Source organism: Thermomonas sp. HDW16, assembly GCF_011302915.1.
In the GTDB taxonomy this organism is placed as follows: Bacteria; Pseudomonadota; Gammaproteobacteria; order Xanthomonadales; family Xanthomonadaceae; genus Thermomonas.
This window is the reverse complement of record NZ_CP049872.1, coordinates 232,586-254,591: the sequence shown is the minus strand read 5'-3', so window position 1 is coordinate 254,591 and position 22,006 is coordinate 232,586. Positions and strand designations below refer to the sequence as shown.

The 22,006-nt window shown below is 66.6% G+C and carries 17 protein-coding genes; 7 read left to right on the top strand and 10 right to left on the bottom strand.

From position 1 onward, the window contains the following. Positions 1-103 precede the first annotated feature (103 nt). Together phhA and G7079_RS01090 are read right to left on the bottom strand one after the other, a co-directional pair. Positions 104-994 (bottom strand): phenylalanine 4-monooxygenase, encoded by an 891-nt coding sequence (gene phhA, locus G7079_RS01095; protein ID WP_166054739.1) that lies wholly within the window; start codon positions 992-994, stop codon positions 104-106. A 62-nt stretch (positions 995-1,056) separates the two neighbouring features. Continuing rightward, positions 1,057-2,079 carry a patatin-like phospholipase family protein gene (locus G7079_RS01090; protein ID WP_166054737.1) on the bottom strand — a complete coding sequence of 341 codons (1,023 nt, stop codon included), beginning with the start codon at positions 2,077-2,079 and terminating at the stop codon, positions 1,057-1,059. A gap of 73 nt (positions 2,080-2,152) precedes the next feature. Between G7079_RS01090 and G7079_RS01085 the strand changes: the two genes are divergently transcribed. Next, positions 2,153-2,800, top strand: a complete 648-nt coding sequence (locus G7079_RS01085; RefSeq protein WP_166054735.1) for a DUF2238 domain-containing protein — start codon at positions 2,153-2,155, stop codon at positions 2,798-2,800. 1 nt (position 2,801) lies between these two features. On the opposite strand, the gene G7079_RS01080 is transcribed toward G7079_RS01085, so the two are convergent. Both G7079_RS01080 and G7079_RS01075 read right to left on the bottom strand, forming a co-directional pair. Next, complete coding sequence (locus G7079_RS01080; RefSeq protein WP_166057787.1) at positions 2,802-3,566, bottom strand: rhomboid family intramembrane serine protease; 765 nt, start codon at positions 3,564-3,566, stop codon at positions 2,802-2,804. 31 nt (positions 3,567-3,597) lie between these two features. Continuing rightward, complete coding sequence (locus G7079_RS01075) at positions 3,598-4,563, bottom strand: TerC family protein (protein ID WP_166054733.1); 966 nt, start codon at positions 4,561-4,563, stop codon at positions 3,598-3,600. A gap of 226 nt (positions 4,564-4,789) precedes the next feature. On the opposite strand from G7079_RS01075, the gene G7079_RS01070 reads away from it, so the two are divergent. The 3 genes from G7079_RS01070 to rmuC are packed head-to-tail and all read left to right on the top strand — an operon-like array spanning position 4,790 to position 8,930. Continuing rightward, positions 4,790-5,974: a class I SAM-dependent rRNA methyltransferase gene (locus G7079_RS01070; protein WP_166054730.1), complete on the top strand. Its 1,185-nt coding sequence runs from the start codon at positions 4,790-4,792 to the stop codon at positions 5,972-5,974. A 3-nt stretch (positions 5,975-5,977) separates the two neighbouring features. Further along, positions 5,978-7,336 (top strand): patatin-like phospholipase family protein, encoded by a 1,359-nt coding sequence (locus tag G7079_RS01065; RefSeq protein ID WP_166054728.1) that lies wholly within the window; start codon positions 5,978-5,980, stop codon positions 7,334-7,336. A gap of 40 nt (positions 7,337-7,376) precedes the next feature. Beyond that, complete coding sequence (rmuC, locus tag G7079_RS01060; RefSeq protein ID WP_166054726.1) at positions 7,377-8,930, top strand: DNA recombination protein RmuC; 1,554 nt, start codon at positions 7,377-7,379, stop codon at positions 8,928-8,930. 6 nt (positions 8,931-8,936) lie between these two features. On the opposite strand, the gene G7079_RS01055 is transcribed toward rmuC, so the two are convergent. From G7079_RS01055 to G7079_RS01030, 6 genes are read right to left on the bottom strand one after another with little or no spacing between them, the layout of a single operon-like run. Further along, complete coding sequence (locus G7079_RS01055; protein ID WP_166054724.1) at positions 8,937-10,001, bottom strand: VacJ family lipoprotein; 1,065 nt, start codon at positions 9,999-10,001, stop codon at positions 8,937-8,939. A 6-nt stretch (positions 10,002-10,007) separates the two neighbouring features. Continuing rightward, entirely contained in the window at positions 10,008-10,295 is a 288-nt protein-coding gene (locus G7079_RS01050; RefSeq protein WP_166054722.1) for an STAS domain-containing protein, read from the bottom strand. Then, a complete protein-coding gene (locus tag G7079_RS01045) occupies positions 10,292-10,948 on the bottom strand; it encodes an ABC transporter substrate-binding protein (protein WP_166054720.1) in 657 nt (218 codons plus the stop codon). Before G7079_RS01045 ends, G7079_RS01050 begins: the two co-directional genes overlap by 4 nt. Continuing rightward, a complete protein-coding gene (gene mlaD / locus G7079_RS01040; RefSeq protein WP_166054717.1) occupies positions 10,945-11,481 on the bottom strand; it encodes an outer membrane lipid asymmetry maintenance protein MlaD in 537 nt (178 codons plus the stop codon). The genes G7079_RS01045 and mlaD overlap by 4 nt, the downstream gene beginning before the upstream one ends. A 10-nt stretch (positions 11,482-11,491) precedes the next feature. Beyond that, positions 11,492-12,241, bottom strand: coding sequence for an MlaE family lipid ABC transporter permease subunit (locus tag G7079_RS01035; protein ID WP_166054715.1), 750 nt, complete (start codon positions 12,239-12,241; stop codon positions 11,492-11,494). After that, entirely contained in the window at positions 12,241-13,038 is a 798-nt protein-coding gene (locus G7079_RS01030; RefSeq protein WP_166054713.1) for an ATP-binding cassette domain-containing protein, read from the bottom strand. The genes G7079_RS01035 and G7079_RS01030 overlap by 1 nt, the downstream gene beginning before the upstream one ends. A 215-nt stretch (positions 13,039-13,253) precedes the next feature. Between G7079_RS01030 and recC the strand changes: the two genes are divergently transcribed. Genes recC through recD form a run of 3 tightly spaced genes read left to right on the top strand, consistent with a single transcriptional unit; the run spans position 13,254 to position 21,975 of the window. Continuing rightward, positions 13,254-16,586, top strand: coding sequence for an exodeoxyribonuclease V subunit gamma (gene recC, locus G7079_RS01025; protein WP_166054711.1), 3,333 nt, complete (start codon positions 13,254-13,256; stop codon positions 16,584-16,586). Beyond that, a complete protein-coding gene (recB, locus tag G7079_RS01020) occupies positions 16,583-20,176 on the top strand; it encodes an exodeoxyribonuclease V subunit beta (RefSeq protein ID WP_166054709.1) in 3,594 nt (1,197 codons plus the stop codon). The genes recC and recB overlap by 4 nt, the downstream gene beginning before the upstream one ends. Next, positions 20,173-21,975 carry an exodeoxyribonuclease V subunit alpha gene (gene recD, locus G7079_RS01015; RefSeq protein ID WP_166054707.1) on the top strand — a complete coding sequence of 601 codons (1,803 nt, stop codon included), beginning with the start codon at positions 20,173-20,175 and terminating at the stop codon, positions 21,973-21,975. The genes recB and recD overlap by 4 nt, the downstream gene beginning before the upstream one ends. Positions 21,976-22,006: the final 31 nt, after the last annotated feature.

The window sequence follows — 22,006 nt, the reverse complement described above, 5'->3', positions numbered from 1 at the left end:
TGATCATCCAGTTCGGCGATGGCGAACAGATGACGCTGGCGTGGCGAAGCGGGGGCGCCGCGGCCACCCTTCGCGCGCCGGGTCTGCCGGAAGAGAAGGCCGCCTAGATGTCGCCGTCCGTCGCCCAGCCTTCGCCGCTGCCGCGATTGAACACGACGTCGGTCTCCAGCACGGTGCCGGCGGGGATCGAATCCTGCTGCGCCAGCCGCGCGTAGATCGGGGTGAAGTCCGGACCGGTCGCTTCCATCAACTGCTCGAAGCTGTCGATGACGAAATAGGTCTTCTGGTAGCTGTCGATGCGGTAGCGGGTGCGCATGATCCGTTCCAGGTCGAAACCGATGCGGTTCGGTGCGTTGCTTTCCAGGCAGTGGATCGATTCGCCCTTGCTGGAGACGATGCCGCTGCCGTAGATGCGCAGGCCGTCTTTCTGCTGGATCAGGCCGAATTCCACCGTGTACCAGTACAGGCGGGTGAGGTTCTGCAGCGCATCCGCGCCAATGCCGTGCGCCTTCACCCCGCCCTTGCCGTAGGCCTCCATGTAATCCGCGAAGGCCGGGATCATCAGCAGGGGCACGTGGCCGAACAGGTCGTGGAACAGGTCGGGTTCCTCGATGTAGTCCAGTTGATCCGGGCGGCGGATCCACCAACTGACCGGGAAGCGCCGGTTGGCCAGGTGATCGAAGAAATCCAGTTCCGGCAACAGGCCTTCCACGCCGACGATGATCCAGCCGGTGGCGGCTTCCAGCACCGCATTCAGTTCCACGAAACGTGGGATGACATCCGGGCTCATGCCCATCGCGTCCTGCGCCTGCAGAAATTCGTCGGCGGCGCGGCCGATCAGCAAATCGCGCTGGCGCTGGTACAGCGCCTTCCACACCGCATGGTCTTCGTCGCTGTAGTCGTTCCATGGCTGGTCGACGACGCCGGTGGCGTAGACCGGCACCTTGCCCTTGTCGGTGACGATGTTTTCGAGGCGTGCAGGCTTTGCGTTCATGCCCGTAGTTTACGCCCGCGGCCGTGGCCTGCCTTGATCTCGCGCAAACGCAGGACTCAGCCTTAACGGCAATCCGGATCGCGGGTGAGCTTGTCCATCCAGCCCTGCTGCTTGGCGCAGCGCGCCTTGCGTTCGGCTTCGCGCTGGCGTTCGACTTCGGCATCCGCTTGCTGCCGGACCTTCGCCGTGCGTTGCGCCTGCAGCGCGGCGATCTTCGCCTTGATCTGCGGCAACGCGGCTTGCGCGGCGCGTTCGCCTTCGAGGATCGCGCGGTTCTTCTGCTCGAAATCGGCCGGGCCGATGTCGTTCACCTTGGGCCGGATCACGATGTCCGCCCGCTGCAATTCCAGCGCGCCTAGCTTGCCGCCCATGATGCGGATGCTCTGGTTGATGTTGCCCAGCATGCTGGTGGACGAGGCGATGCCATCGGCCTTGCTGCTGATGTCCACCGCGATGACGAAATCCGCGCCCAACTCGCGCGCGGCGTCCACCGGCACCGGGCTGACTACGCCGCCATCGACGTAATGCGCCTTGCCGATGGCGACGGCTTCGAACACCCCAGGGATCGAACTGGACGCACGCACCGCCTGCCCGGTGTTGCCGCGCACGAACACGGTGCGTTCGCCGTCTTCCAGGCGCGTGGCGACTGCGGCGAATGGTTTTTGCATTTTCTCGATGCTGCGGCCGCCGACCAGCTCGTTGACGTAGTCCTGCAACTTCTGGCCCTTCACCACGCCTCCGGAAAACAGGCTGACGTCGCGGATCTTCGATTCGTCCAGCGCGAACGCCTTTTCCTGCATCGCATAGGCATCCATACCGCTGGCGTACAGCGCGCCGACCACGCTGCCGGCGCTGGTGCCGGAGACGACGACGGGCTTGATGCCGTTGGCTTCCAGCATCTTGATCACGCCGATATGGGCGAAGCCCTTGGCCGCGCCACCCCCCAGCGCGATGCCGACCTTGACCGGTGCCGGCGAACTGACCGCCACGCTCACGGGCGCCTTCACTTCGGGCGTGCTGGCACAGCCGGCGAGGAGGGCGGCGGCAAGAACAAGCGGAAAAGTGGTGGCGCGCATCGGGGGCATCGACGGAACAGGGAGCCGCAGCTTAATGCGCCCTCCCGCAACAGCGCCCGAATGCACGCGCTAGCATGCAGGCATGACGACCTTGCCCGGCATCGCCCAACCGCCCTCCCGCAGTGAACGCTGGCTGTTGGCCGGCGGCGTGACGATCGCACTCGCAGTGTCGTTCTGGATTGCGCAGGATCGCCTGACCTGGTTGCTGGAAACGGTGTGGGCGATGGTGGGGTTGGCACTGATCGCATGGAAATGGCCGCGCTTCCCGCTGACCCGCCTGCTGTGCTGGCTGCTAGCCCTGCATGCGCTGGTGTTGATCCACGGCGGTGCCTACACCTATGCGAAGACGCCGCTCGGCTTCTGGCTGCAGGAATGGCTGGGCACCGAGCGCAACCCGTGGGATCGCGTGGGCCACTGGATGCAGGGCTTCGTGCCGGCGATCCTTGCGCGTGAACTACTGTTGCGCTGCACACCGTTGCGTCGCGGCGGCTGGCTGGTCTACCTGGTGCTGGCCGCCTGCCTGAGTTTTTCGGCGTTCTTCGAATTGATCGAATGGTGGTCGGCGCTGGTCTACGGTGCCGATGCCGACGCGTTCCTCGCCACCCAGGGCGACCAGTGGGACACGCAATGGGACATGTTCCTGTGCCTGTGCGGCGCGGCGGCTTCGCTGCTGTTGCTGTCGCACTGGCACGACCGCGAGTTGGGGCCTGCGGTGCTGGCCGGCAAATAGCTCACTCGCCGGGGCGGCGGAATGGCAGCACGCGCCTGCGCTCCGCATCGTCATCCTCGCGCGTCCACAACACGGGCACATCCTGCGACGCGCGCGGCTCGTACATGTCGCGTTCCAGCGCGGCCTGCTGTTGCGCCTGTTCTTCCTCGAGTTCCCAACTGTACTTCTGGCGTGGCGGCATCGGATCGCTGCGGCGGAACAGGAATGCGGACAGCACGCCAGCCAGCGCGCCGCCCAGGTGCGATTCCCAGGAGACGCCGGCTTCGCGCGGGAGGATGGTCATCAACATGCCGCCATAGAACAGGAAGGCGATCATTCCGGCGGCGATCGACGCGCGGTCGCGGCGCAGCAGGCCCAGCACGAACACCAGGAACATCAGGCCATGGGTCACGCCGCTGGCGCCCAGATGATGCGAGCCCGGCTGGCCCAGCAGCCAGGCGCCCAATCCGGAACCCAGCCACAGCAGCGGCAATGCGCGCAGCGTGGCCTTGGGATACACGGTGCCGGCCAGCGTGCCCAGCAACAGCAGGGCGATGCTGTTCGCCGCGATGTGCTCCACCGAGCCGTGCAGCAGCGGCGCGGTCAGCAGGCCCAGCAGTCCTTCCGCCGACCACGGGGTGACCGTGAGGAAGGTCCAGTCGAAGGTCTGCTGGGCGGCGAAGCACACCGCCAGCAGCAGCACGAAGCCCAGGCTGGCGTTGAGCGCACGGCGCAAGCGCAGGCGATCCTGCTGGCGTTGCGCATCGACGGGACGTGGCGTGGACATCAACCTGACGTGGGCATCGCCGTTGCCGGCTTCAAGGGGTTTTGCCGCCATGGCCGCGTGGCGGCAGCTTCAGGCTGAGCACGATGGTGGTGCCGATGATCGCCGCGACCACGCCCAGCGAGAGCAGGATCGGGATCTTGTAGACGTCGATCAGCAGCATCTTTGCACCGATGAACACCAGCACCAGCGCCAGCCCGTAGGGCAGCAGGTGGAAGCGGTCGGCCATGCCCTGTAGCAGGAAGAACATCGCGCGCAGGCCCAGCACCGCGAACACGTTGCTGGTCAGCACGATGAATGGGTCGTCGGTGATGGCGAAGATCGCCGGGATCGAATCCACCGCGAAGATCACGTCGGTGATGCCGATCAGCGCCACCACCACGAACAGCGGCGTGTACCAGCGCGCGCCGTCGACCACCACGCTGAACGCGTTGCCGCGATAGCCGTCGGTGAGCTTCAGGTGGCCGCGCATCCAGCGCAGCGCGGGGTTGGCCTCCAGGTCGGGTTCCTGCCCGGCCGAGCGCGCCATCTTGATGCCGGTGAACAGCAGGAACGCGCCGAACACGTAGAGGATCCAGTGGAACTTCGACAGCAGCAGCGCACCGGCGAAGATCAGGATCGCGCGCAGCAGGATGGCGCCGATGATGCCGAGTACCAGCACCCGCTGGCGCTGCTCCTCCGGCACCGCGAAGTAGCCGAAGATCATCAGGAACACGAAGATGTTGTCGACCGCCAGCGCTTTTTCGACCAGGTAGCCGGTCAGGAACTCCATGCCGATGCGGTCGCCGGCCTCGGCGCCGAACTGATGGCCGGTGTACCACCACAGCCAGGCGTTGAAGGCCAGCGCCAGGATCACCCAGCCCACGCTCCACCACGCGGCTTCCTTGAACGTCACCTTGTGCGGGCCGCCGTGGCGCATCAGCACCAGGTCGGCGAGCAAGGCGACCACCACGACCGCGCCGAAGGCCAGCCAGAGAACGGGAGAACCGATCGTATCCATGCAGCAACACTCCACCGTGGGAACCGGCGGAGGCGTCCATGCAGGGCACATGGAAAGGGAGCGCGCTTCGCCGTTCGGCGAAGGTCTCACTCACAGGCGGTTGGCCTGCCACGGCGCCGGGGTGGATGTCGGATCGACAGCTACCCGTAATGACGACGGCCGTGCGCGGAGTTACTCCCCTTCTTGGGCGACAATACCCGATTCCGTTGTCTGTGTCCCGAACCTCATGGCCGAACCCCTGCCCGTCGTCCGCCTCAAGAACGCCTGGAACTCCACCCACCCGTGGATCTTCCAGCGCCTGGTCGAAAAACCCGCACAGCGGCCCAAGCCGGGCAGCATCGTGGACGTGGTTGGCGTGGACGGGGTGTGGATCGGCCGTGGCTTCTACAACGGCCATTCGCGGATCGCCCTGCGCATGCTGGAGAACGACCCGGACGTCGAGGTCGATGCCGGCTGGTTCGCGCGCAAGATCGGCGAGGCGGTGCGCCTGCGCCGCGAATTCCTCAAGCTTGATGACGTGTCGAACGCCTGGCGCGTGGTGCACAGCGAAGGCGATGGCCTCAGCGGCCTGGTGGTGGATCGCTACGACGACCTGATCGTGGTCGAATTCTTCAGCGCCGGCATGTACCGCCATCGCGAATGGATCTTCAACGCGCTGCGCGAACACTTCCCCGGTTGCCGCTTCCACAGCTTCGCCGACGAACACGTGCAGAAGCAGGAAAGCTTCGACTACAAGGACACCCTGGGCACGCAGCCGGCCACGGTCACCGAGCACGGCATCCGTTTCCGGGCGGATCCGGCCGGTGCGCACAAGACCGGTTTCTTCGCCGACCAGCGCGAGAATCGCGAATGGCTGTCGCGGCTTTGCGAAGGCAAGCGCGTGCTCGACCTGTGCTGCAACACAGGCGGCTTTGGCGTGTATGCCGCAGCGCGCGGCGCGTCCGAAGTGGTCGGCATCGACATCGATGCCGCGGTGCTCGACATCGCGAAAGAGAATGCACGCCTCAACAACACGCTGATCGGTGGCAGGAAACCACGCTTCATCCAGGCCGACATCTTCCCGTGGCTGCGCGATGCGGCGAACAACGGCGAACAGTTCGACGTGGTGATCCTGGACCCGGCGAAGATGACCCGCGACCGCGAGCAGGTGATCACCGCGCTGAAGAAATACCTGGACATGAACAAGCTGGCGCTGGGCGTGGTCAAGCCGGGCGGGCTGTTCGCCACCTTCAGCTGCACCGGCCTGGTCAGTGAGGAACAATTCACCGACATGCTGCGTCGTGCCGCGTACTACGCCGGCCGCACCGTCCAGGTGCTGAAGGTCTCAGGCGCCGGCCCGGATCACCCGTGGCTGGCGCAAGTGCAGGAATCACGGTATTTGAAGGCGGTGTTCTGTCGCGTACTGGATTGACCCATGGGCAAGTCCGCAAGCGCGTCCCGCAGTACCGCCGCCATCGTGCTCGGCGCGCTGCTGCCGCTGTTCTCGGGTTGTGCCTCCTACGGACAGATCGCCAACCGTCCGCAGACGGCGGCGGATGCCGCGCGCGCGAGCTATGGCCTGGATCGCGCGCCTGACGCGCAGGGCTACGAGCAGATCACCCTGAGCCTGGCGTTCTCCGGCGGCGGCGCGCGTGCTGCCGCCCTGTCCTATGGCGTGATGCTGGAGTTGCGCGACACCCGGCTGGCGGGCAACACCGGGCCGAAACGGCTGCTGGACGAAGTGGACGCGATCAGCGCGGTCTCCGGCGGTAGCTTCATCGCCGCGTATTACGGCCTGCATGGCGAAGCCACCTTCCCCGGTTTCGAACAGGCCTTCCTGCGCCGCGACATCGGCGGCGACCTGGCCCATCGCCTGCTCAGCCCGTTGCGCTGGTTCAGCCGCCAGACCCGTTCCGACGAAGCCGCCCGCCTGTTCGACCACTACATCTTCCACGGCGCGCGCTATGCCGATTTGCAGGCGCGGCCGGGCCCCTTGGTCATCATCAACGCCACCGACCTGGAAGGCGGCATCCGCTTCGCCTTCCTGCAGGAATACTTCGACCAGCTGTGCTCGGATCTGCTGAGCTATCCGCTCTCACATGCGGTGGCAGCCTCGTCGGCGGTGCCGGTGCTGTTCCAGCCGGTGGTGCTGGAAAATTATTCCGGCTGCACGCCGCGCGCCACGTTCGACGAAGCCGCCGTTGCCGCCTCACCGCAGCTGCGGCAGGAAGCCGAGGGCTGGCGGGCCTACGCCAACAAGCAGTCGCGGCGTTACGTGCACCTGGCGGATGGCGGCCTGACCGACAACCTGGGCCTGCGCGCGATGCTGGAAGCGGTGGATTCGGCCGGCGGCCCGCGCAAGTTCCTGCAACGCATCGGTCGTGCGCCATCACCCGAGCTGGTGATCCTGTCGGTGGATGCGTCCACGGATGCCAGCAGCGGAATCGGGGTCAGTGCGCGTTCGCCCTCGTTGCGACGGATGATCGATGCCACCACCGATGTGCAGCTGCATCGCTACAACACGGCCACCATCGAACAGGTGCAGCAGCGCATGCAGGGCTGGACGAAGGAATTGAACGGTGCCGGGCATACGGTGCGAGCGCGCCTGATCACGGTGGCACTGAGCGATGTCGCCGATCCGACGTTGCGCGCGCGGCTGAACGCGATCCCCACCGATTTCACCCTGCCCGCGGACGATGTCGACGCATTGATCGCCGCCGGCCGCGCGCTGTTGCGCGCCAACCCCGAGTACCAGGCATTGCTGCGCGACATCGGCGCCACGTCGTCGCACTGAATGTCGCAGCCGGCGCGGCGCCGGCGGCTACACTGGCGGCATGGATTCGACCACGTTGCTTCTGATCGTCCTGCTGATCGCCGTGCTGGTGGCGATCGGCCTGTTGCTGGCCGTGCTGCTGCGCAAGTCGGATAACCGGATGGAGCAGGCATTACGCGACGAGCGCGATAGCCTCACATCGCAATTGCAGGCGGAGCGCGATAACGCACGTGTGAATTCCGCCGAGGCGGCAAGACTCGGCGAGCGTGTCATTGGTCTGGAACGAGGCGAGGCCGAACTTGTCGATCTGAAGAACATGCTGCATGAGGAACGGCATGCTGCAGGCGAGGTGCGTGCGCAGTTGGCAGCCCGCACAAGCCTGTTGCAGCAGTCCGAATCGCGTAACGACAAGTCCAATGCCGATCTTGCGCTCTTGCGACAGGAGCTTGACGGGCTCCGTCGGGCTCACGCGGATGCGGCGGCGAATCTCAGCCACAGTGAGCGTGCCAATGCCGGGATGAGGGATTTCCTGGCGAATGCCCAGGAGCGCTTGTCTGGCGTTTTCGCGGAATTGGCGGGCAAGACGTTCGACGAGCGGACGCAGAAGGCCGCACTGCAGTCGAAAAGCGACATCGAGATGCTGCTCAAGCCCTTCTCGGAGCAACTTTCCGGATTCCGTACCCGTGTCGATATGCTCTATGGCGAAGAGGCCAAGGAACGGGCTGCGCTGACCGGCAAGATCGATGAACTGAAGACGCTCAACCAGGACATGGCGTCTCGCGCTAACGAACTCACGCGTGCGCTCAAGGGCAATGCCAAGATTCGCGGCGACTGGGGCGAGCTGATGCTCGAGAACGTCCTGCAAGGCTCAGGACTGGTCGAAGGCTCGCACTACCAGCGGCAGAAATCCGCCACCACGGAGGATGGCAAGCGCTTCCTTCCGGACATCGTGGTCAACCTGCCCCACGAGCGGCGCATCGTGGTCGACAGCAAGGTGAACTTGATCGCATGGCAGGAGGCCATGAATGCCGGTACGCCCGAGGAACAGCAGGACGCATTGCGCCGGCATTCGGTGGCCCTGCGCCAGCACGTCAAGGAACTGAGCGATAAGCACTATCCGAAGCTGATCGGCGACGGCGCGCTCGAAGTTACCGTTGCATTCGTGCCGATCGAGGGTGCGCTGTCAGCGGCGCTGGGCGCGGATGCTGCGTTGCAGACCTATGCCTTCGAACAGAAGATCGTGTTTGCTTCGCCCAATACGCTGATGGCGTTGCTGCGCGTCGTGGAGCGGCTATGGACACGAGACAAGATTCAGCGCGAAGCGCAGGAAATCGCCAAGACGGGTGGCCTCGTCCTGGACTCACTGGTCAACTTCCTGGCCGATTTCGACAACGTAGGCCGGCAGCTCGAAGACGCCACGTCGGCTTTCAACGATGCGCGCCATAAATTGAGCAATTCCAAGCAGGCGCTGATCCCGCGCGCGCAGCGCCTCGTGGACCTCGGCGCGAAGGGAAAGAAGACGTTGCCTGAAGAACTGCAAGGCAGTGTCGATGCTTTGCGCGATGGGGAGCCTGCCCGCGCGCCCGCATTGGGCCTGGAGCAGGGCGACGCCTGACCCGCCTCAGCCGTCGGCAGGCGGCATGCCGGGCTGTCCGGAAGTCTCCGGTGTCACGTCGTTGTCTTCCATCAGGTATGACGGCAGGTCGCTTTGCGGCACGGGTGCATCGTCGGTTTGCGAGGAACGCCGGCCGCTGTGCTTGATCTGGTAGTTGCGGCGTTGCAGCCAGACATCGCGGAACAGGGTGTATTCGTCCACCGCGCCTTCGCCGATATTTTCGATCGGCAGCAGCTGCGCCCGCGAATCCACCAGCTGCAGGCCTTCCACGACGATGCGCGAACGGTCGCGCTCGATGTAACCCACCGGCCACAGCTTGTAATCGCCGCCTAGGCCAAGCACGTCGCGTACGGTGCGCGGGCCGAGGAAGGGCAGCTCCACGTAGCGCGACTGCTTCCAGCCCCACACCGCCAGGGTTTGGCCGAAATCCTCGTTGCGCTCGGGCATCTTGGCCCTGCTGGCCACGTCGAAAATGCCGACGATGCCGACCGTGCTGTTGAGCAGGAAGCGCCCTAGCGTGTTGGCCGCGCCGCGTGGATCGCCTTGCAGCAGGTTGTTGACGAAGGTGACTGGCTGGCCGAGGTTGTCGAGCACATTGCCGATGCCGGTGCGAATCGGTTGCGGCACCACCGCCACGTAGGCGCGGGCCACCGGCTTCGCGAGGGCGCGATCGATCGCCTGGTTGAAGCCGTGCACCTGGCGGTTGTATTTCTCCCACGGATCGCGAACCGTCGACGTGGTCGCGACTTCGCCATTCGCGGCGCCGTCGGTGCCGGACACGCCATAGATCGCGGCGAAATCGTCTTCGGCGGCGGTCGCTTCCTGTGCCAGTACCGCCGGAGATTCGGCCTGGGCGGCGGCGGGTTCGGCGGGTGTCGTGTTCACGACCGCATCGGCAGTGTTGCCGGCATTTTCGGCGGTCGCCGCCACCGTTTCCGGGGCGGCCGCGGGCGTTTCGCCCGCGATGGCGGTCGGTATCGCGGGCGGCGTACCCTTGCCGTTGCCCGCTGTGGCACAGGCGCCAAGCAATATGCACAGCAGCAGCGACAGGAGGGGTCGGGTCGGGCTCATGGGGGATTACCGGTTGTCGTCGAAAGACAGCGTGGGCGTCAGCCGGTACGCGGCCCGCAGTTCGTCCAGCCCGCGTGGGCTGCCATCTACTTGCGGATCTTGCATGCGTTCGGCCAGCGCCACCAGCAGCGCCAGCCCGGCGCTGTCGACGGCGTCCACCGCCTGCAGATCCAGCACCGTGGCGCTTTCCAGTGCAGTGGCGGCCTGCGGCCACAGCACGCTGGCTGCAGCGCGATCCAGGGTGCCGCTCAGGCGCAGGTGGGCACCTGAGCGCTGCAGGCGCACGGGAGTCATTTCGGCTGATTGCCGTTGGCTTTCAGGCGACCTGTACGCACATCGGCGGCGACGGCGCGGATCGACTTCTGGCTGAGCGGGGCGGCGAACTGGTTCTTGAACGACTGCACGTAGGAGATGCCCTCGATCATCACGTCGAACACCTTCCATTGACCGCCGACCTGGCGCAGCAGGTAGTCCACCGGAATCGGCTGGTTGCCCTGGCGCAGCATCATCGTGCCGACGCGCACGCCGCGGCCGCCCGGCAATGGCGTTTCGGATTTCACCTTCACCTGAAGCTTGCTGTTGAAGTCCAGCAACGAGGCGCCGTAGCGGGCGATCAGGCTATCCGTCATGGCCGCGGCGAAGTCGGCCACGTCGGCGTCGGAGGCACCGCGACCATAGGTGCCCAGCACCAGGCGGGCGGCGTAGTTGGAATCGAAGCTGCGGGTGAATTCCGCCTTGATGAAGGCGTTGAGTGCGGCCGGGTTGGCCTTGAACTCGGCGCGACGGGCTTCCAGCGCGGACAGCACGCGGGTGGCGCTCTGGTTCACTGCGTTGCTGGCCGACGCCTGCGCGGCGGTTGTCGTTGCGGCCGCCTGCGCATGGGCAAGCATCGGCGTGGCGGTGGCGAACAGGGCCGCCAGCACGGCGGTAGTTACGCGGGATGTCATGGGGTTTCTCCTGGGGAAGCGGGTGGTGCGGGCTCTTCGCCGGCGGCCGGGGCGGTGGCCTTGGCGTCGGCGGAGCCACCACCGCTGAACATGTATTTGCCGACCAGCTGCATCAGGTCGACCGCAGGTTGGGTGTAGGCGATTTCATCGCCAGGCTTGAGCGCTTCCGGATCGCCGCCCGGCGACAGGCCGATGTAGCTCTCGCCCAGCAGGCCGCTGGTGAAGATGCCGGCCGAGGTGTCGGCGGACAGGTCTTTGTAGCGGCTGTCGATGGACAGGGTGACCACCGACTGGAAGGTCTTGGGATCCAGTTCGATCTTGCTCACCTGGCCCACCGCCACCCCGCCGATCCGCACCGGCGCCTGCGCGCGCAGCTGGCCGACCTGGGTGAACTTGGCGATGAGCGGGTATTGCCCGCCGCCCAGGCCGAACTGGCGGTTGGTGGAGGCCAGCGCCAGCACCAGCAGGGACGCCAGGGTCAGCACCAGGAAGGCGCCAACGGCGAATTCGAGTCGTGGTCCACGAATGGCCATGGTCAGTTACTCACAGGAACAGCAGGGCGGAAAGGATGAAATTGAACATCAGCACCAATAGCGAGGCGTTCACCACCGCGCGGGTGGTCGCCACCGAGGTACCTTCGATGGTCGGCTCGGCGTGGAAGCCCACGTAAGCCGCCACCAGCGCCGCGGTACCACCGAACACGCCGGACTTCAGCAGCGATACGCCAAAGTCGTCCCAGAAATCCACGCTGTTGCGCAGCCCGGACCAGAACGAACCGTTGTCGATGCCGAGTACCTGCACCGCCTCGAACCAGCCGGCGGCGATCGCCAGCGAGCAGAACACCCCGGTCAGCAGCGGCACGGTCAGCACCGCCGCCCAGAAGCGCGGCGCCACTGCCTTGGCGATGGGGTCGATGGCCATCAGCTCCAGCGCCTTGATCTGGTCGGTGGCGCGCATCAGGCCCAACTCCGCCGCGATCGAGCTGCCGGCGCGGCCGATGAACAGCAATGCGGTCAGCACCGGTGCCAGTTCGCGGTACAGCGACAGGCCCAGCAAGGTGGACAGCGCGTCCACTGCGCCATACGTGGTCAACGTGCGGTAGCCCTGCAGGGTCAGCACAAGTCCGACGAAAGCGCCGCCAACAGCAATGATCGGCAGCGAACGTGCGCCGATCTTGTAAATTTCGCGAACGAGTTCGGCCAGGAAGTCGCGGGTCGGCGTGGAGCCGCGCAGCATGGTCAGCCCGAATAGGCCGCCACGGCCGATCGAACGGAAGGTTTCGGCGAAGGCCATCAGGCGGTCTCCTGCCCGTAGGCACGCTGCGGCGCATCGAACGGGATCGGTCCATCCGGCTGGCCGTCAAGGAACTGCCGCACCAGCGGATCGGTCGTGGCTTCAAGCTCGGCGGGCGTGCCGGCGAAGACCAGCCGGCCATCGGCGATCACCAGCGCTTGGTCGCAGATCGGCAGGGTCTCGCGCACATGGTGGCTGACGATGATGCTGGTCAGGCCCAGGGTGCGGTTGAGCCGCTGGATCAGGCTCATGATCACCCCGGAGGCGATGGGGTCCAGGCCGGTCAGCGGTTCGTCGTACAGCATCAGCGGCGGGTCCAGCGCCAGCGCGCGGGCCAGCGCCACGCGCCGGGCCATGCCACCGGAGAGTTCGCGCGGCCAGGCATCGGCGGCGGCCAGCAGGCCCACCGCGTGCAGCTTCATCCGCACCAGCGCCTGCAGCACCGGCTCCGGCAGCTTGGTGTGCGCGCGCAGCGGCAGCGCCACGTTCTCGGCCACGCTGAGGTCGGTCAGCAGGCCATTGCCCTGCAGCAGCACGCCCATGCTCTTGCGCATCTCCAGCAACGCGCGGCTGCCGTGCGGGATCGGCGCGCCGAACAGTTCGATGCTGCCCGCTGCCGGCACCAGCTCGCCGGTCAACGCGGCCAGCAGAGTGGACTTGCCGCTACCGGAAGGCCCCAGCACGGCGGTGATGCTGCCGGCGGGTACCGTCAAATCCAGCGCAGACAGGATCGTGCGCCCGCCACGATCCAGGCGGGCCGCCTGCAGTTGCACGGTGGAGGCGGGGGTAGAAGACATGCGTTCGAGGGGTGCGCGATGCAGAAGGACAACGGAACGCACTAGCGTTACCGGGCAAGGCTGAACCAAATTTTAATATTGAACTAGATAGTACACGATAGATGCCCCGTCTGACGGCCAATCGCGGAACGCTGCGTGGCCGATACACGCAGAATCGAGTGCGCTGGCAGCGCGTCGCAGCCGGCGCGACCGCCTCCTGCACAATGTGCTGGCCGATGACTGCCGCGCCCGACTTCCGCCTCTACCACTCCAATGCACTCGACGTGCTGGCGGAATTGCTGGCGGACGAACTGCGCAAGCCGGTGCCCGGGCAATCGCCGCTGGAACCGGACATCGTGCTGATCCCGCAGGTGGCGATGCGCCGCTGGTTGCAGGCCACCCTGGCACGGCGGCACGGCATCGCCGCCAACCTGGAATTCCTCACCCCCGGCGAATTCGTGTCGCGCGCGCTGGACGCGAACCTCGGTCCATCGAACGATGATCTCGATGCCGACAGCCTGCACTGGCGGCTGTACGCGGCATTGAATGATCCGGTCTTGATGGCGAAGCCGGCGATGGCCCAGCTGGCCGCTTATCTGTCCGGCGACGATCCGCTCAAGGCCTGGTCGCTGGCTAGTGAGCTGGCCAACGTCTTCAACAAATACCAGGCCTGGCGTCGCGACTGGCTGCTGCGCTGGGAAGACGGCGCGGATCGCGATGACCCGCAAGCCATCCTGTGGCGCGCCGTCGCCGGCGGCCGCGATCACCGCGTGCGCCGTATCCAGCGGTACCTGACGCGATTCGATGCCGGCGGTGCGCTGCCGCTCGGTTTGCCGAAGCGCTTGTTCGCATTCGGCACCTTGAATGTCTCGCCGGACGTGCTGCGCGTGCTGGCCACGCAGTCGCGCGTCGGCACCCTGCATTTCTACCTGCCCACGCCCAGCGCGAAATACTGGGGCGATCTGCAATCGCTCGGTGCGCGCCTGCGCGAAGGCGCGGATCCCTTCGGCGACGAGGCGAAGGAAAATCCGCTGCTGCGCGACTGGGGCGCGGCCGGCAAGGACTTCATGGCCCTGCTCGGCAGTTACGAGGTCGTGCATCCTTCCGGCGAAATCGCCGCCTATGCCGATCCGGCGGAAGGCGAGGGCGATGGCCTGCTGCAACGCATGCAGGCCGATCTGTTCCATCGTCGTGTCGAGCCGTCCGGCAGCAAGCGCGCTAACATTGATGCCGACGATCCCAGCCTGCAGTTCCACGCCAGCCACACCCGCCTGCGCGAACTGCAGGTGCTGCACGACCGCCTGCGCGCCCTGCTCGAAGATCCGCGTTTCGATCCGCCGCTGCAGCCGCGCGATATCGCGGTGCTCGCGCCCGATATCGATCCCTACGTGCCGTACCTCGATGCCGTGTTCGGCGGCAATGCACAGGACGCGATCCCGTACGCGATGGCCGATGCCAGCCCATTGGCGGGCGAGCCTCTGGCGGATGTGTTCCTGCGCCTGTTGGCGTTGCCGGTCTCGCGCTTCGGGTTGGCGGAAATGCTGGATCTGCTCGCCAGTCCGCCGCTGGCCGAAGCCGCGAATCTCGATGCCGCCGATTTCGAACGCCTGCAGATCTGGCTGCACGCGGCAGGCGCGCGCTGGGGCATCGATGCCGCGCATCGCGCACGCAGCGGCGCACCGCGTGACGATGCCTACACCTGGCAGTTCGCGCTGGATCGCCTGTTGCTGGGCCATGCCAGCGGCAGCGATGACGAGATCGCCGGCGTCGCGCCCTGGAGCGAACTGGAAGGCGGCGCGCTGTCCGCGCTGGATGCACTCATGCGCCTGCTGCGCGTGCTCGCGCGCTACCAGCGTGCGCTCGGCGAAGCGATGCCGCCCGCGCAATGGCGCGAACGATTGATCGGCTTGCTCGACGCGTTGCTGCCGACACCGCCTTCGGCCAGCAGCACGCAACGCGCGCTGGATCGGCTGCGCACGCTCATCGATGACTTTGCGAAACAGGCGGAGAAAGCCGGCTTCGATGCGCCGGTGCCTGCCGACGTGGTGCGCGCGCATTTCACCGCCAAGCTCACCGAAGCCGACACCCGCGCGCCGTTGCTCACCGGTGGCGTCAGCTTCGCGCGGATGGTGCCGATGCGCCTGTTGCCGTTCCGCGTGATCTGCCTGCTGGGCATGAACGATGGCGACTTCCCGCGTCGCGATCCCGCCGCCGGCCTGAATCGTCTCACCGCCGAACTCGGCAGCGACAAACGCCGCCACGGCGACCGTTCGACCCGTGAGGACGACCGCTACCTGTTCCTGCAATTGTTCAGCGCCGCGCAGGACGTGTTCTATCTCAGTTGGCTGGGCGCAGATCCGCGCGATGGCAGCACGCGCGAACCCTCCGCATTGGTGAGTGAGCTGCTCGCTGCCGCAGGCGCGTATCACGCCGCGCCTGAGGAAGCGGCGAAAGCGCTGGTGCTGCGGCATTCCTTGCAACCGTTCTCGCCGGCCGCGTTCGGTGCGGGCGATGCGCGTCGTTTCAGCTATCGCCGCGATTGGCATCCCGCCGCCGGTCGTCTGTCCGGCGCGCGCAACGCACTCATGCCGTGGATGGATGCGGCGAACGCGTTGGCGCCGCCCATCGAAGTCGAGACCGAACTCTCGCTCGATGCACTGCGCCGTTTCCTCATGGCACCGGCCGAACAGTTCCTGCGCCAGCGCCTGGGCCTGCGTTTGCCGGAAGTGGAAGCCGCAGCAGAAGACATTGAACCCTTGCAGGCAGCGGGCGCCGGGCTGGAACGCATCGCGCTGCAGCGCGCGGTATTCGATGGCGTGCTCGCAGGCCATGATGCCGATGCGCTGCAGCCCACGTTGCGCACACGCGGCCTGCTGCCCTCCGGCCCGCTCGGCGAACGCGCGCTCAAGCAAGTGATGCAGGAGGTCGCACCGTACGCGCAGGCCTATGCAGATTGGCGTGGCGATGCCGAAGTGACATCGCTGCCACTCGAAGTCGATATCGCCGGCATGCGCCTGCATGGTCGCATCGGCGATGTGTTGCCGCACGGCATCGCGCGCCTGCGCTTCGGCAAACCGAATGGCCCGTCCTCGATTCGCAACGGACTGGATTGGTTACTGGCCACCGCTGCCGGCATCGACCTTCCCTTCGTTGAATTCCATGAGAGCGCGGACGATGGCATCGGCCCGCATGTACGTCCGCCGCTCTCGCGCGAGTCCGCCATCGACGCGCTGCATGCGCTGATCGCACTACGCCGCGATGGCCTGCAGCAGCCATTGCCCTTCGCGCCGTACAGCGCATGGGAACTGTTTTCTGCGGTCGATGCCGAGCGCGGCCTGCGCAATGCCGCCAATCGCTGGCGTGGCGGCGAACGACAATGGGCCGAAGGCGATAGCGAGGCGTTGCGGCTTGCACTGCGCGGGCGCGATCCGTTCGCGGATGCGGCCGCGATGGAGGCCTTCGCCGAACTCGCTTTCGTGATCTATGGCGCCCTGACGCAGGGCGAAGCGCTACCGCCGCCAATCCTTAATGCCGACGCTTTGCCGGAAGACGCAGAGGACGCCGCATGAGTGCGCCCCGCGATCCGTATCTCGACCTGCCGCTGCACGGCATCCGCCTGATCGAAGCCAGCGCCGGCACCGGCAAGACCTACACCTTGGCCACGCTGGTCACGCGCCTGGTGGTCGAACGCGGGCTACGCATCGGCCAGATCCTCGCCGTCACGTTTACCGAAGCGGCAACGCAGGAACTACGCAAGCGCATCCGCGAGCGCCTGCAATTGACGCTCGACCTGCTCGATGCGCCGGTCATCGAAAACGAAAGCGCGGAAGCCGTGCTCACTCGGCAGTTGCTGCAGACGCATCGCCAACGCAGCGACGAAAGCGATGACGCCCTGCGTCGCCGCCTGCGACAGGCCACGCTGGAGATCGACCTGGCCGCAATCTTCACGATCCACGGCTTCTGCGCGCGTGTGCTGCGCGAACACGCGCTGGAATCCGGTCACGGTTTCGATGCGCCGGAACTGTTGGCGAATGATGACGACCTGCGTGCCGAGCTCGCCGCCGACCTGTGGCGCAGCCATGCGCAGGATGCGACTGCGGCAGAAGACCTCGGCGCGTTATGGCCCAACCACGAAGCGCTGGCCGATGACCTGCGCGTGCTGCTGCGCGAGCCGCTGTTGCTGCCGGCAGACGCGCCGTTGCCGCCCGATCCAAAACCGGCATTGCTCGCAGCAGGCGCTGCACTGGCGGATGTTTACCAAGAACACGGCGACGTCTTCTTTGGCGATCTGTTGGCGGCGGTGCAAGGCAAGGTGCTCAACGGCAACAGCTATCGCCCAGCATGGATCAATGCGCTCTGGCAGCAGTTGAGCACATGGAGCGAGGCCGGCGACTTCGCCACCCCGTTGGACGAACGCATCGCCAGGCTCACTGCCACTGCGATGCAAGCCAAGGCCAACAAGGGCAAGGACGCGCAGCTGCCGAATTCGCCGATGAGCGCGCAGATCGACGCGTATATCGAAGCGGTGCACGCGCAGGACGAGTACGCCCGCCTGCGTCGCGCGGCCCTGCTGCATCGTATCCGCGATGACGCGCGCCATCGCCTGGCCGTGCTCAAGCAGCAACGTCGCCTGCAAACCTATGACGACCTGATCGATGGCGTGGCCGATGCGCTGGAAGGCGCGGAGGGCGATGTGTTGGCGCAGCGCCTGCGCGAGCAATACCGCGTCGCGCTGGTCGACGAATTCCAGGACACCGATGCGCGCCAATGGGCGATCTTCGACCGCGTGTTCGGCAGCGGCAGCGATGATCCCGCGTTGTTCCTGATCGGCGATCCCAAGCAGGCGATCTACGGCTTCCGTGGCGGCGATGTGCACACCTATCTGCATGCCGCCGGCATCGCCGAACGAGCACCGCCGCTGTCGCACAACTTCCGTTCGCGGCCCGCTGTGCTCACGGCCATCGCGGCGCTGTACAAGCAGGCCGGCGATGCGGCCTTCATCGACCAACGCATCGAGTTCCGAGAAGTCGATGCCGGCGGCAAGTGCGCCGATGCCGATTTCCAGCGCAATGGCGTGTCCGCACCCGCGGCCACCGTGTGGCAGGCACCCGCGCCGAAAGCGGACGACAAGGGCAAGCTGAAGCCATGGAGCGCCGGGCGTGCGCGCGAACTCGCCACGCAGGCCTGCGTGGCCGCCATCCACGCCGTGCTGTCCGATGCACGCGCCGGCAACGCGCAGATCGATGGCAAGCCGGTGCAACCCGGCGATATCGCCGTGCTGGTGCGTTCGCATCGCGAGGCGACGATGATCCAGCAGGCATTGGCGCTGGTCGGCATCGCCGCCGTCGCTGCCGGCAAGCAGAGCCTGTTCGCCACCGGTGAAGCGCGTGACCTGCACGCGCTGCTGCTGGCGCTCTTGCACAGCGGCGATGACGGCCGCCTGCGCGCGGCGTTGTCCACCGTATTGGTCGGCGTCGATGCGCTCGGCATCGACCGATTGGAGACCGATGCCGACGCCCACCGCGATTGGCAGCAACGCGCGATGGCCTGGCGCGAACGCCTGCTGCGCGGCGGCCCGCTCGCACTGGTGAGCGATCTCGCGGCGGTCAACGCCGAACGCCTGCTCGGCCTGCTCGATGGCGAACGCCGCATGAGCAATTACCTGCAGCTGGCCGAACTGTTGCAGGAAGCGCAGGCGAATGCGCTTGGCCTGCACGGGCTGGTGGACTGGCTGGGCCAACACATCGCCAGCGCCGACAGCAACGATGAAACGCAACTGCTGCGGCTGGAATCCGATGCGCGTCGCGTGCAGATCGTCACCCTGCACAAGAGCAAGGGCCTGGAATATCCGCTGGTTTTCCTGCCCTTTGTCGGCATCGGCCGCAACGAGGCTTCGCCCGGTCGCAGCTGCGTGGTGCACGACGCAGAAGATGGCCGCCGCCTGCAGTGGAAACTGGGTGCAGCGGATGATTGGGAGGTCGCCAAGACCGCATGGCAGGCCGAACAACGTGCCGAAGACGCGCGACTGCTCTACGTCGGCCTGACCCGCGCCGAACATGCGCTGTGGCTCGCCAGCGGCCTGTTCTTCGCACACGACAAGACCCCGCTGCACGCGATGCTGGGCGATGCCGAAGCACTCGCTGCTGCCGGCATCGTGTTCGACGACAACACGCCGCCATCACTGCCGCGCCTGCCCGCCGAATCCGATGCCGCCATCCCGCCCGCGCGCAACGTCAACCGCCGGCTCACGCACGACTGGTGGGTGTACAGCTTCAGCCAGTTGGCCAAGGCCGATGCCGGCACCGAGACCGCCACGGAAACCGCCAGCGCCGCCACCCTGCCGGCGAGCGGCGGCAACGACGAACCCGAACTCGGCGAAGACGCGCCCATCGACACCGAATTCGATCCGCGCTTCGCCGGCAATCGCTACGGCGTAGCCCTGCACGCCGCGCTGGAAAACGCGGACTTCGCCGCATGGCATGAATGGAAACCGGGCGATGCCGCACCGAACGAGGAAGCGACGGTCATCGCCAACGCGCTCGGCAAGGAAGGCTACGGCGCGGAGCTGCTGGACGACGGCATCGCGCTGACCACGCAACTCATTGGGCAGACGCTGACCGTCGAACTGCCGGAAGCCGTGCGCCTGTGCGATGTGCCGGCCAGCGAACGCCGCGCGGAAATCGAATTCCAGTTCTCGCTGCGGCCCACGCAAGTGGATGCGCTGCTGCAACTGCTGCACAAACACGATGTGGTGCGCGAGCGCCACGGCTTCGGCCTGCGCCAGAAACTGGAAGGCCTGATGACCGGCCTGATCGATCTCACCTACCGGCACGCTGGCCGGTGGTACGTACTCGACTACAAATCCAATCGCCTGCCCGCCTATGACGCCGCCAGCCTGCAACGCGCGATGGCGCACAGCGAATACGACCTGCAGGCGTTGATCTACACCCTGGCCCTGCATCGCTGGCTGCGCTTCCGCCTGGGCAGCGCATACGACTACGCCCGCGATTTCGGCGGCATCCGCTACCTGTTCTGTCGTGGTCTGGACGCCAGCCGCAACGATTCACCCGGTATCCACGCGCAACGCTTCACGCCGGAACTGGTGGGTGCATTGGATGTACTGTTCGGCCACGGTGATGCCGAAGGAGCTGCGGCATGAGCCTGCTGCACGCCCTGCGCGAAGCGAAAGTGTTGCGCACACTGGACGATGCGTTGGCGAACACCTTGCGCCGCCTCGATCCCTCCACGCCGGACGAAGTCTTGGCCGCCGCTGCACTGGCCTCGCTCGCCGTCGCACAAGGCCATGCCGGCTTCGATCCCGCATCGCCACGGCAACTGATCGATGCCGAGATCGCCTGGCCCGATGCCGAAACATGGCTGCAACAACTGGCCGCATCGCGCTTCGTCGCCACCCCGCGGTCGCCCAGCGAGGAAGCCGAAGCCGCACCGCTCGTCCTCGAACGACCTTCTGAAGGGACGGGCCTGCTCTACCTGCGCCGGTATCGTGAATACGAACGCCGGCTCGCATTGCAGCTGCAACGCATCGCCTCGCAGCCGATCGAAGGCGACATCGCCGCCATCGCGCCGTTGTTCGCCACGCTGTTCCCGGACGCGCGCGCAGACGACCACCAGGCCCGCGCCGCCGCACTCGCCCTGCGCCGCGCGCTGCTGCTGGTCACCGGCGGCCCCGGCACCGGCAAGACCACCACCATTGCCCGTTTGCTCGCCCTGCGCGTTGCACAGGCGCACCACACCGGCCACGCCACGCCGCGCATCGCGCTGGCCGCGCCCACCGGCCGCGCCGCCGACCGCATGGCCGAAAGCCTGCGCCGCGCCGCCGCGCAGATGGCCGCATTGCCCACGCAGGCCAGCACCCTGCATCGCCTGCTCGGCACCCTTCCGGACTCGCCGCGCTTCCGCCACCACGCGGGCAACCCGCTGCCGTTCGATATCGTGGTGGTGGACGAGGCCTCGATGGTCGACCTGCCGCTGATGTGCAAACTCACCGAAGCGGTGGGCGAGGGCGCGCAACTCATCTTATTGGGCGATCCGGATCAATTGCCCTCGGTCGAAGCCGGCGACGTGCTGGCCGCGATCCTGGCGTCGGCAGGCGCGGGCGATGCGCTATCAGCAGTCGATGCCGAGGCCTTGCGCGACGTGTTGGGCGAGACCTTGATCGATGCCGATACCGGCGGCCTGCACGGCCACCGCGTCCACCTGCAACGCGGCTGGCGGCAAAGCGACGCGCTGCAACTGACGCCACTGGCCGATGCCGTGCGCAACGGCGATGCCGCCACCACGCTGGCCTTGTTGCGCAGCGGTGAACTCGCCAACGTGCACTTCCACGAGAACGTGGACGATCCACTGCAAGCCCGCCCCGACCTGCTGACGCACTGGCGCGCGCTGGCCACCCACACCGATCCCGCGCAAGCGCTGCAACACGCCAACCGCCTGCGCCTGCTCACTGCATTGCGCGAAGGCCCACAGGGCGCGCGCGGCCTCAACGCCCGCATCGAAGCCGCGCTGTCCGGCCGCCGGATCGGCACCCCGCCCGCATGGTTCCCCGGCCGCCTGCTGCTGATCACCGAAAACAGCTACCGCCACGGCCTGTTCAACGGCGACGTCGGCATTTGTCTGGCGGACGATGCCGGCACCCCGCTGGCCTGGTTCCCCGGCAGCGGCAGCGAACCCGTGCGCGCCTTCCACCCCGCCGCGCTACCCGCGCACGAATCCGCGTTCGCGATGACCGTGCACAAGGCGCAGGGCAGCGAGTTCGACGAGGTGTGGTTGCAGCTGCCGCGCGTGGACAGCCGCGTGCTCAGTCGTGAGTTGGTGTACACCGGGCTGACGCGGGCGCGGTCCACGTTGCATGTGGCGGGAAATGCCGAGGTGATTGCCGCGGCGTTGGGGCGGCATGCGGGGAGGGTGTCGGGGTTGGAGTGGAGGTTGGGTAAGTGAACCTTAGAAGTGAACCTGGCCCCGTTTCGCC

Excerpts from the sequence above, each read along its gene's own strand:
- G7079_RS01080 (WP_166057787.1), bottom strand. The coding sequence starts at position 3,566 with ATGTCCACGCCACGTCCCGTCGATGCGCAACGCCAGCAGGATCGCCTG.
- G7079_RS01085 (WP_166054735.1), top strand. The coding sequence starts at position 2,153 with ATGACGACCTTGCCCGGCATCGCCCAACCGCCCTCCCGCAGTGAACGC.
- G7079_RS01050 (WP_166054722.1), bottom strand. The coding sequence starts at position 10,295 with ATGACTCCCGTGCGCCTGCAGCGCTCAGGTGCCCACCTGCGCCTGAGC.
- mlaD (WP_166054717.1), bottom strand. The coding sequence starts at position 11,481 with ATGGCCATTCGTGGACCACGACTCGAATTCGCCGTTGGCGCCTTCCTG.
- G7079_RS01035 (WP_166054715.1), bottom strand. The coding sequence starts at position 12,241 with ATGGCCTTCGCCGAAACCTTCCGTTCGATCGGCCGTGGCGGCCTATTC.
- G7079_RS01090 (WP_166054737.1), bottom strand. The coding sequence starts at position 2,079 with ATGCCCCCGATGCGCGCCACCACTTTTCCGCTTGTTCTTGCCGCCGCC.
- recB (WP_166054709.1), top strand. The coding sequence starts at position 16,583 with ATGAGTGCGCCCCGCGATCCGTATCTCGACCTGCCGCTGCACGGCATC.
- G7079_RS01075 (WP_166054733.1), bottom strand. The coding sequence starts at position 4,563 with ATGGATACGATCGGTTCTCCCGTTCTCTGGCTGGCCTTCGGCGCGGTC.
- phhA (WP_166054739.1), bottom strand. The coding sequence starts at position 994 with ATGAACGCAAAGCCTGCACGCCTCGAAAACATCGTCACCGACAAGGGC.
- G7079_RS01045 (WP_166054720.1), bottom strand. The coding sequence starts at position 10,948 with ATGACATCCCGCGTAACTACCGCCGTGCTGGCGGCCCTGTTCGCCACC.
- G7079_RS01030 (WP_166054713.1), bottom strand. The coding sequence starts at position 13,038 with ATGTCTTCTACCCCCGCCTCCACCGTGCAACTGCAGGCGGCCCGCCTG.
- rmuC (WP_166054726.1), top strand. The coding sequence starts at position 7,377 with ATGGATTCGACCACGTTGCTTCTGATCGTCCTGCTGATCGCCGTGCTG.
- G7079_RS01070 (WP_166054730.1), top strand. The coding sequence starts at position 4,790 with ATGGCCGAACCCCTGCCCGTCGTCCGCCTCAAGAACGCCTGGAACTCC.
- recD (WP_166054707.1), top strand. The coding sequence starts at position 20,173 with ATGAGCCTGCTGCACGCCCTGCGCGAAGCGAAAGTGTTGCGCACACTG.
- G7079_RS01055 (WP_166054724.1), bottom strand. The coding sequence starts at position 10,001 with ATGAGCCCGACCCGACCCCTCCTGTCGCTGCTGCTGTGCATATTGCTT.
- G7079_RS01065 (WP_166054728.1), top strand. The coding sequence starts at position 5,978 with ATGGGCAAGTCCGCAAGCGCGTCCCGCAGTACCGCCGCCATCGTGCTC.
- recC (WP_166054711.1), top strand. The coding sequence starts at position 13,254 with ATGACTGCCGCGCCCGACTTCCGCCTCTACCACTCCAATGCACTCGAC.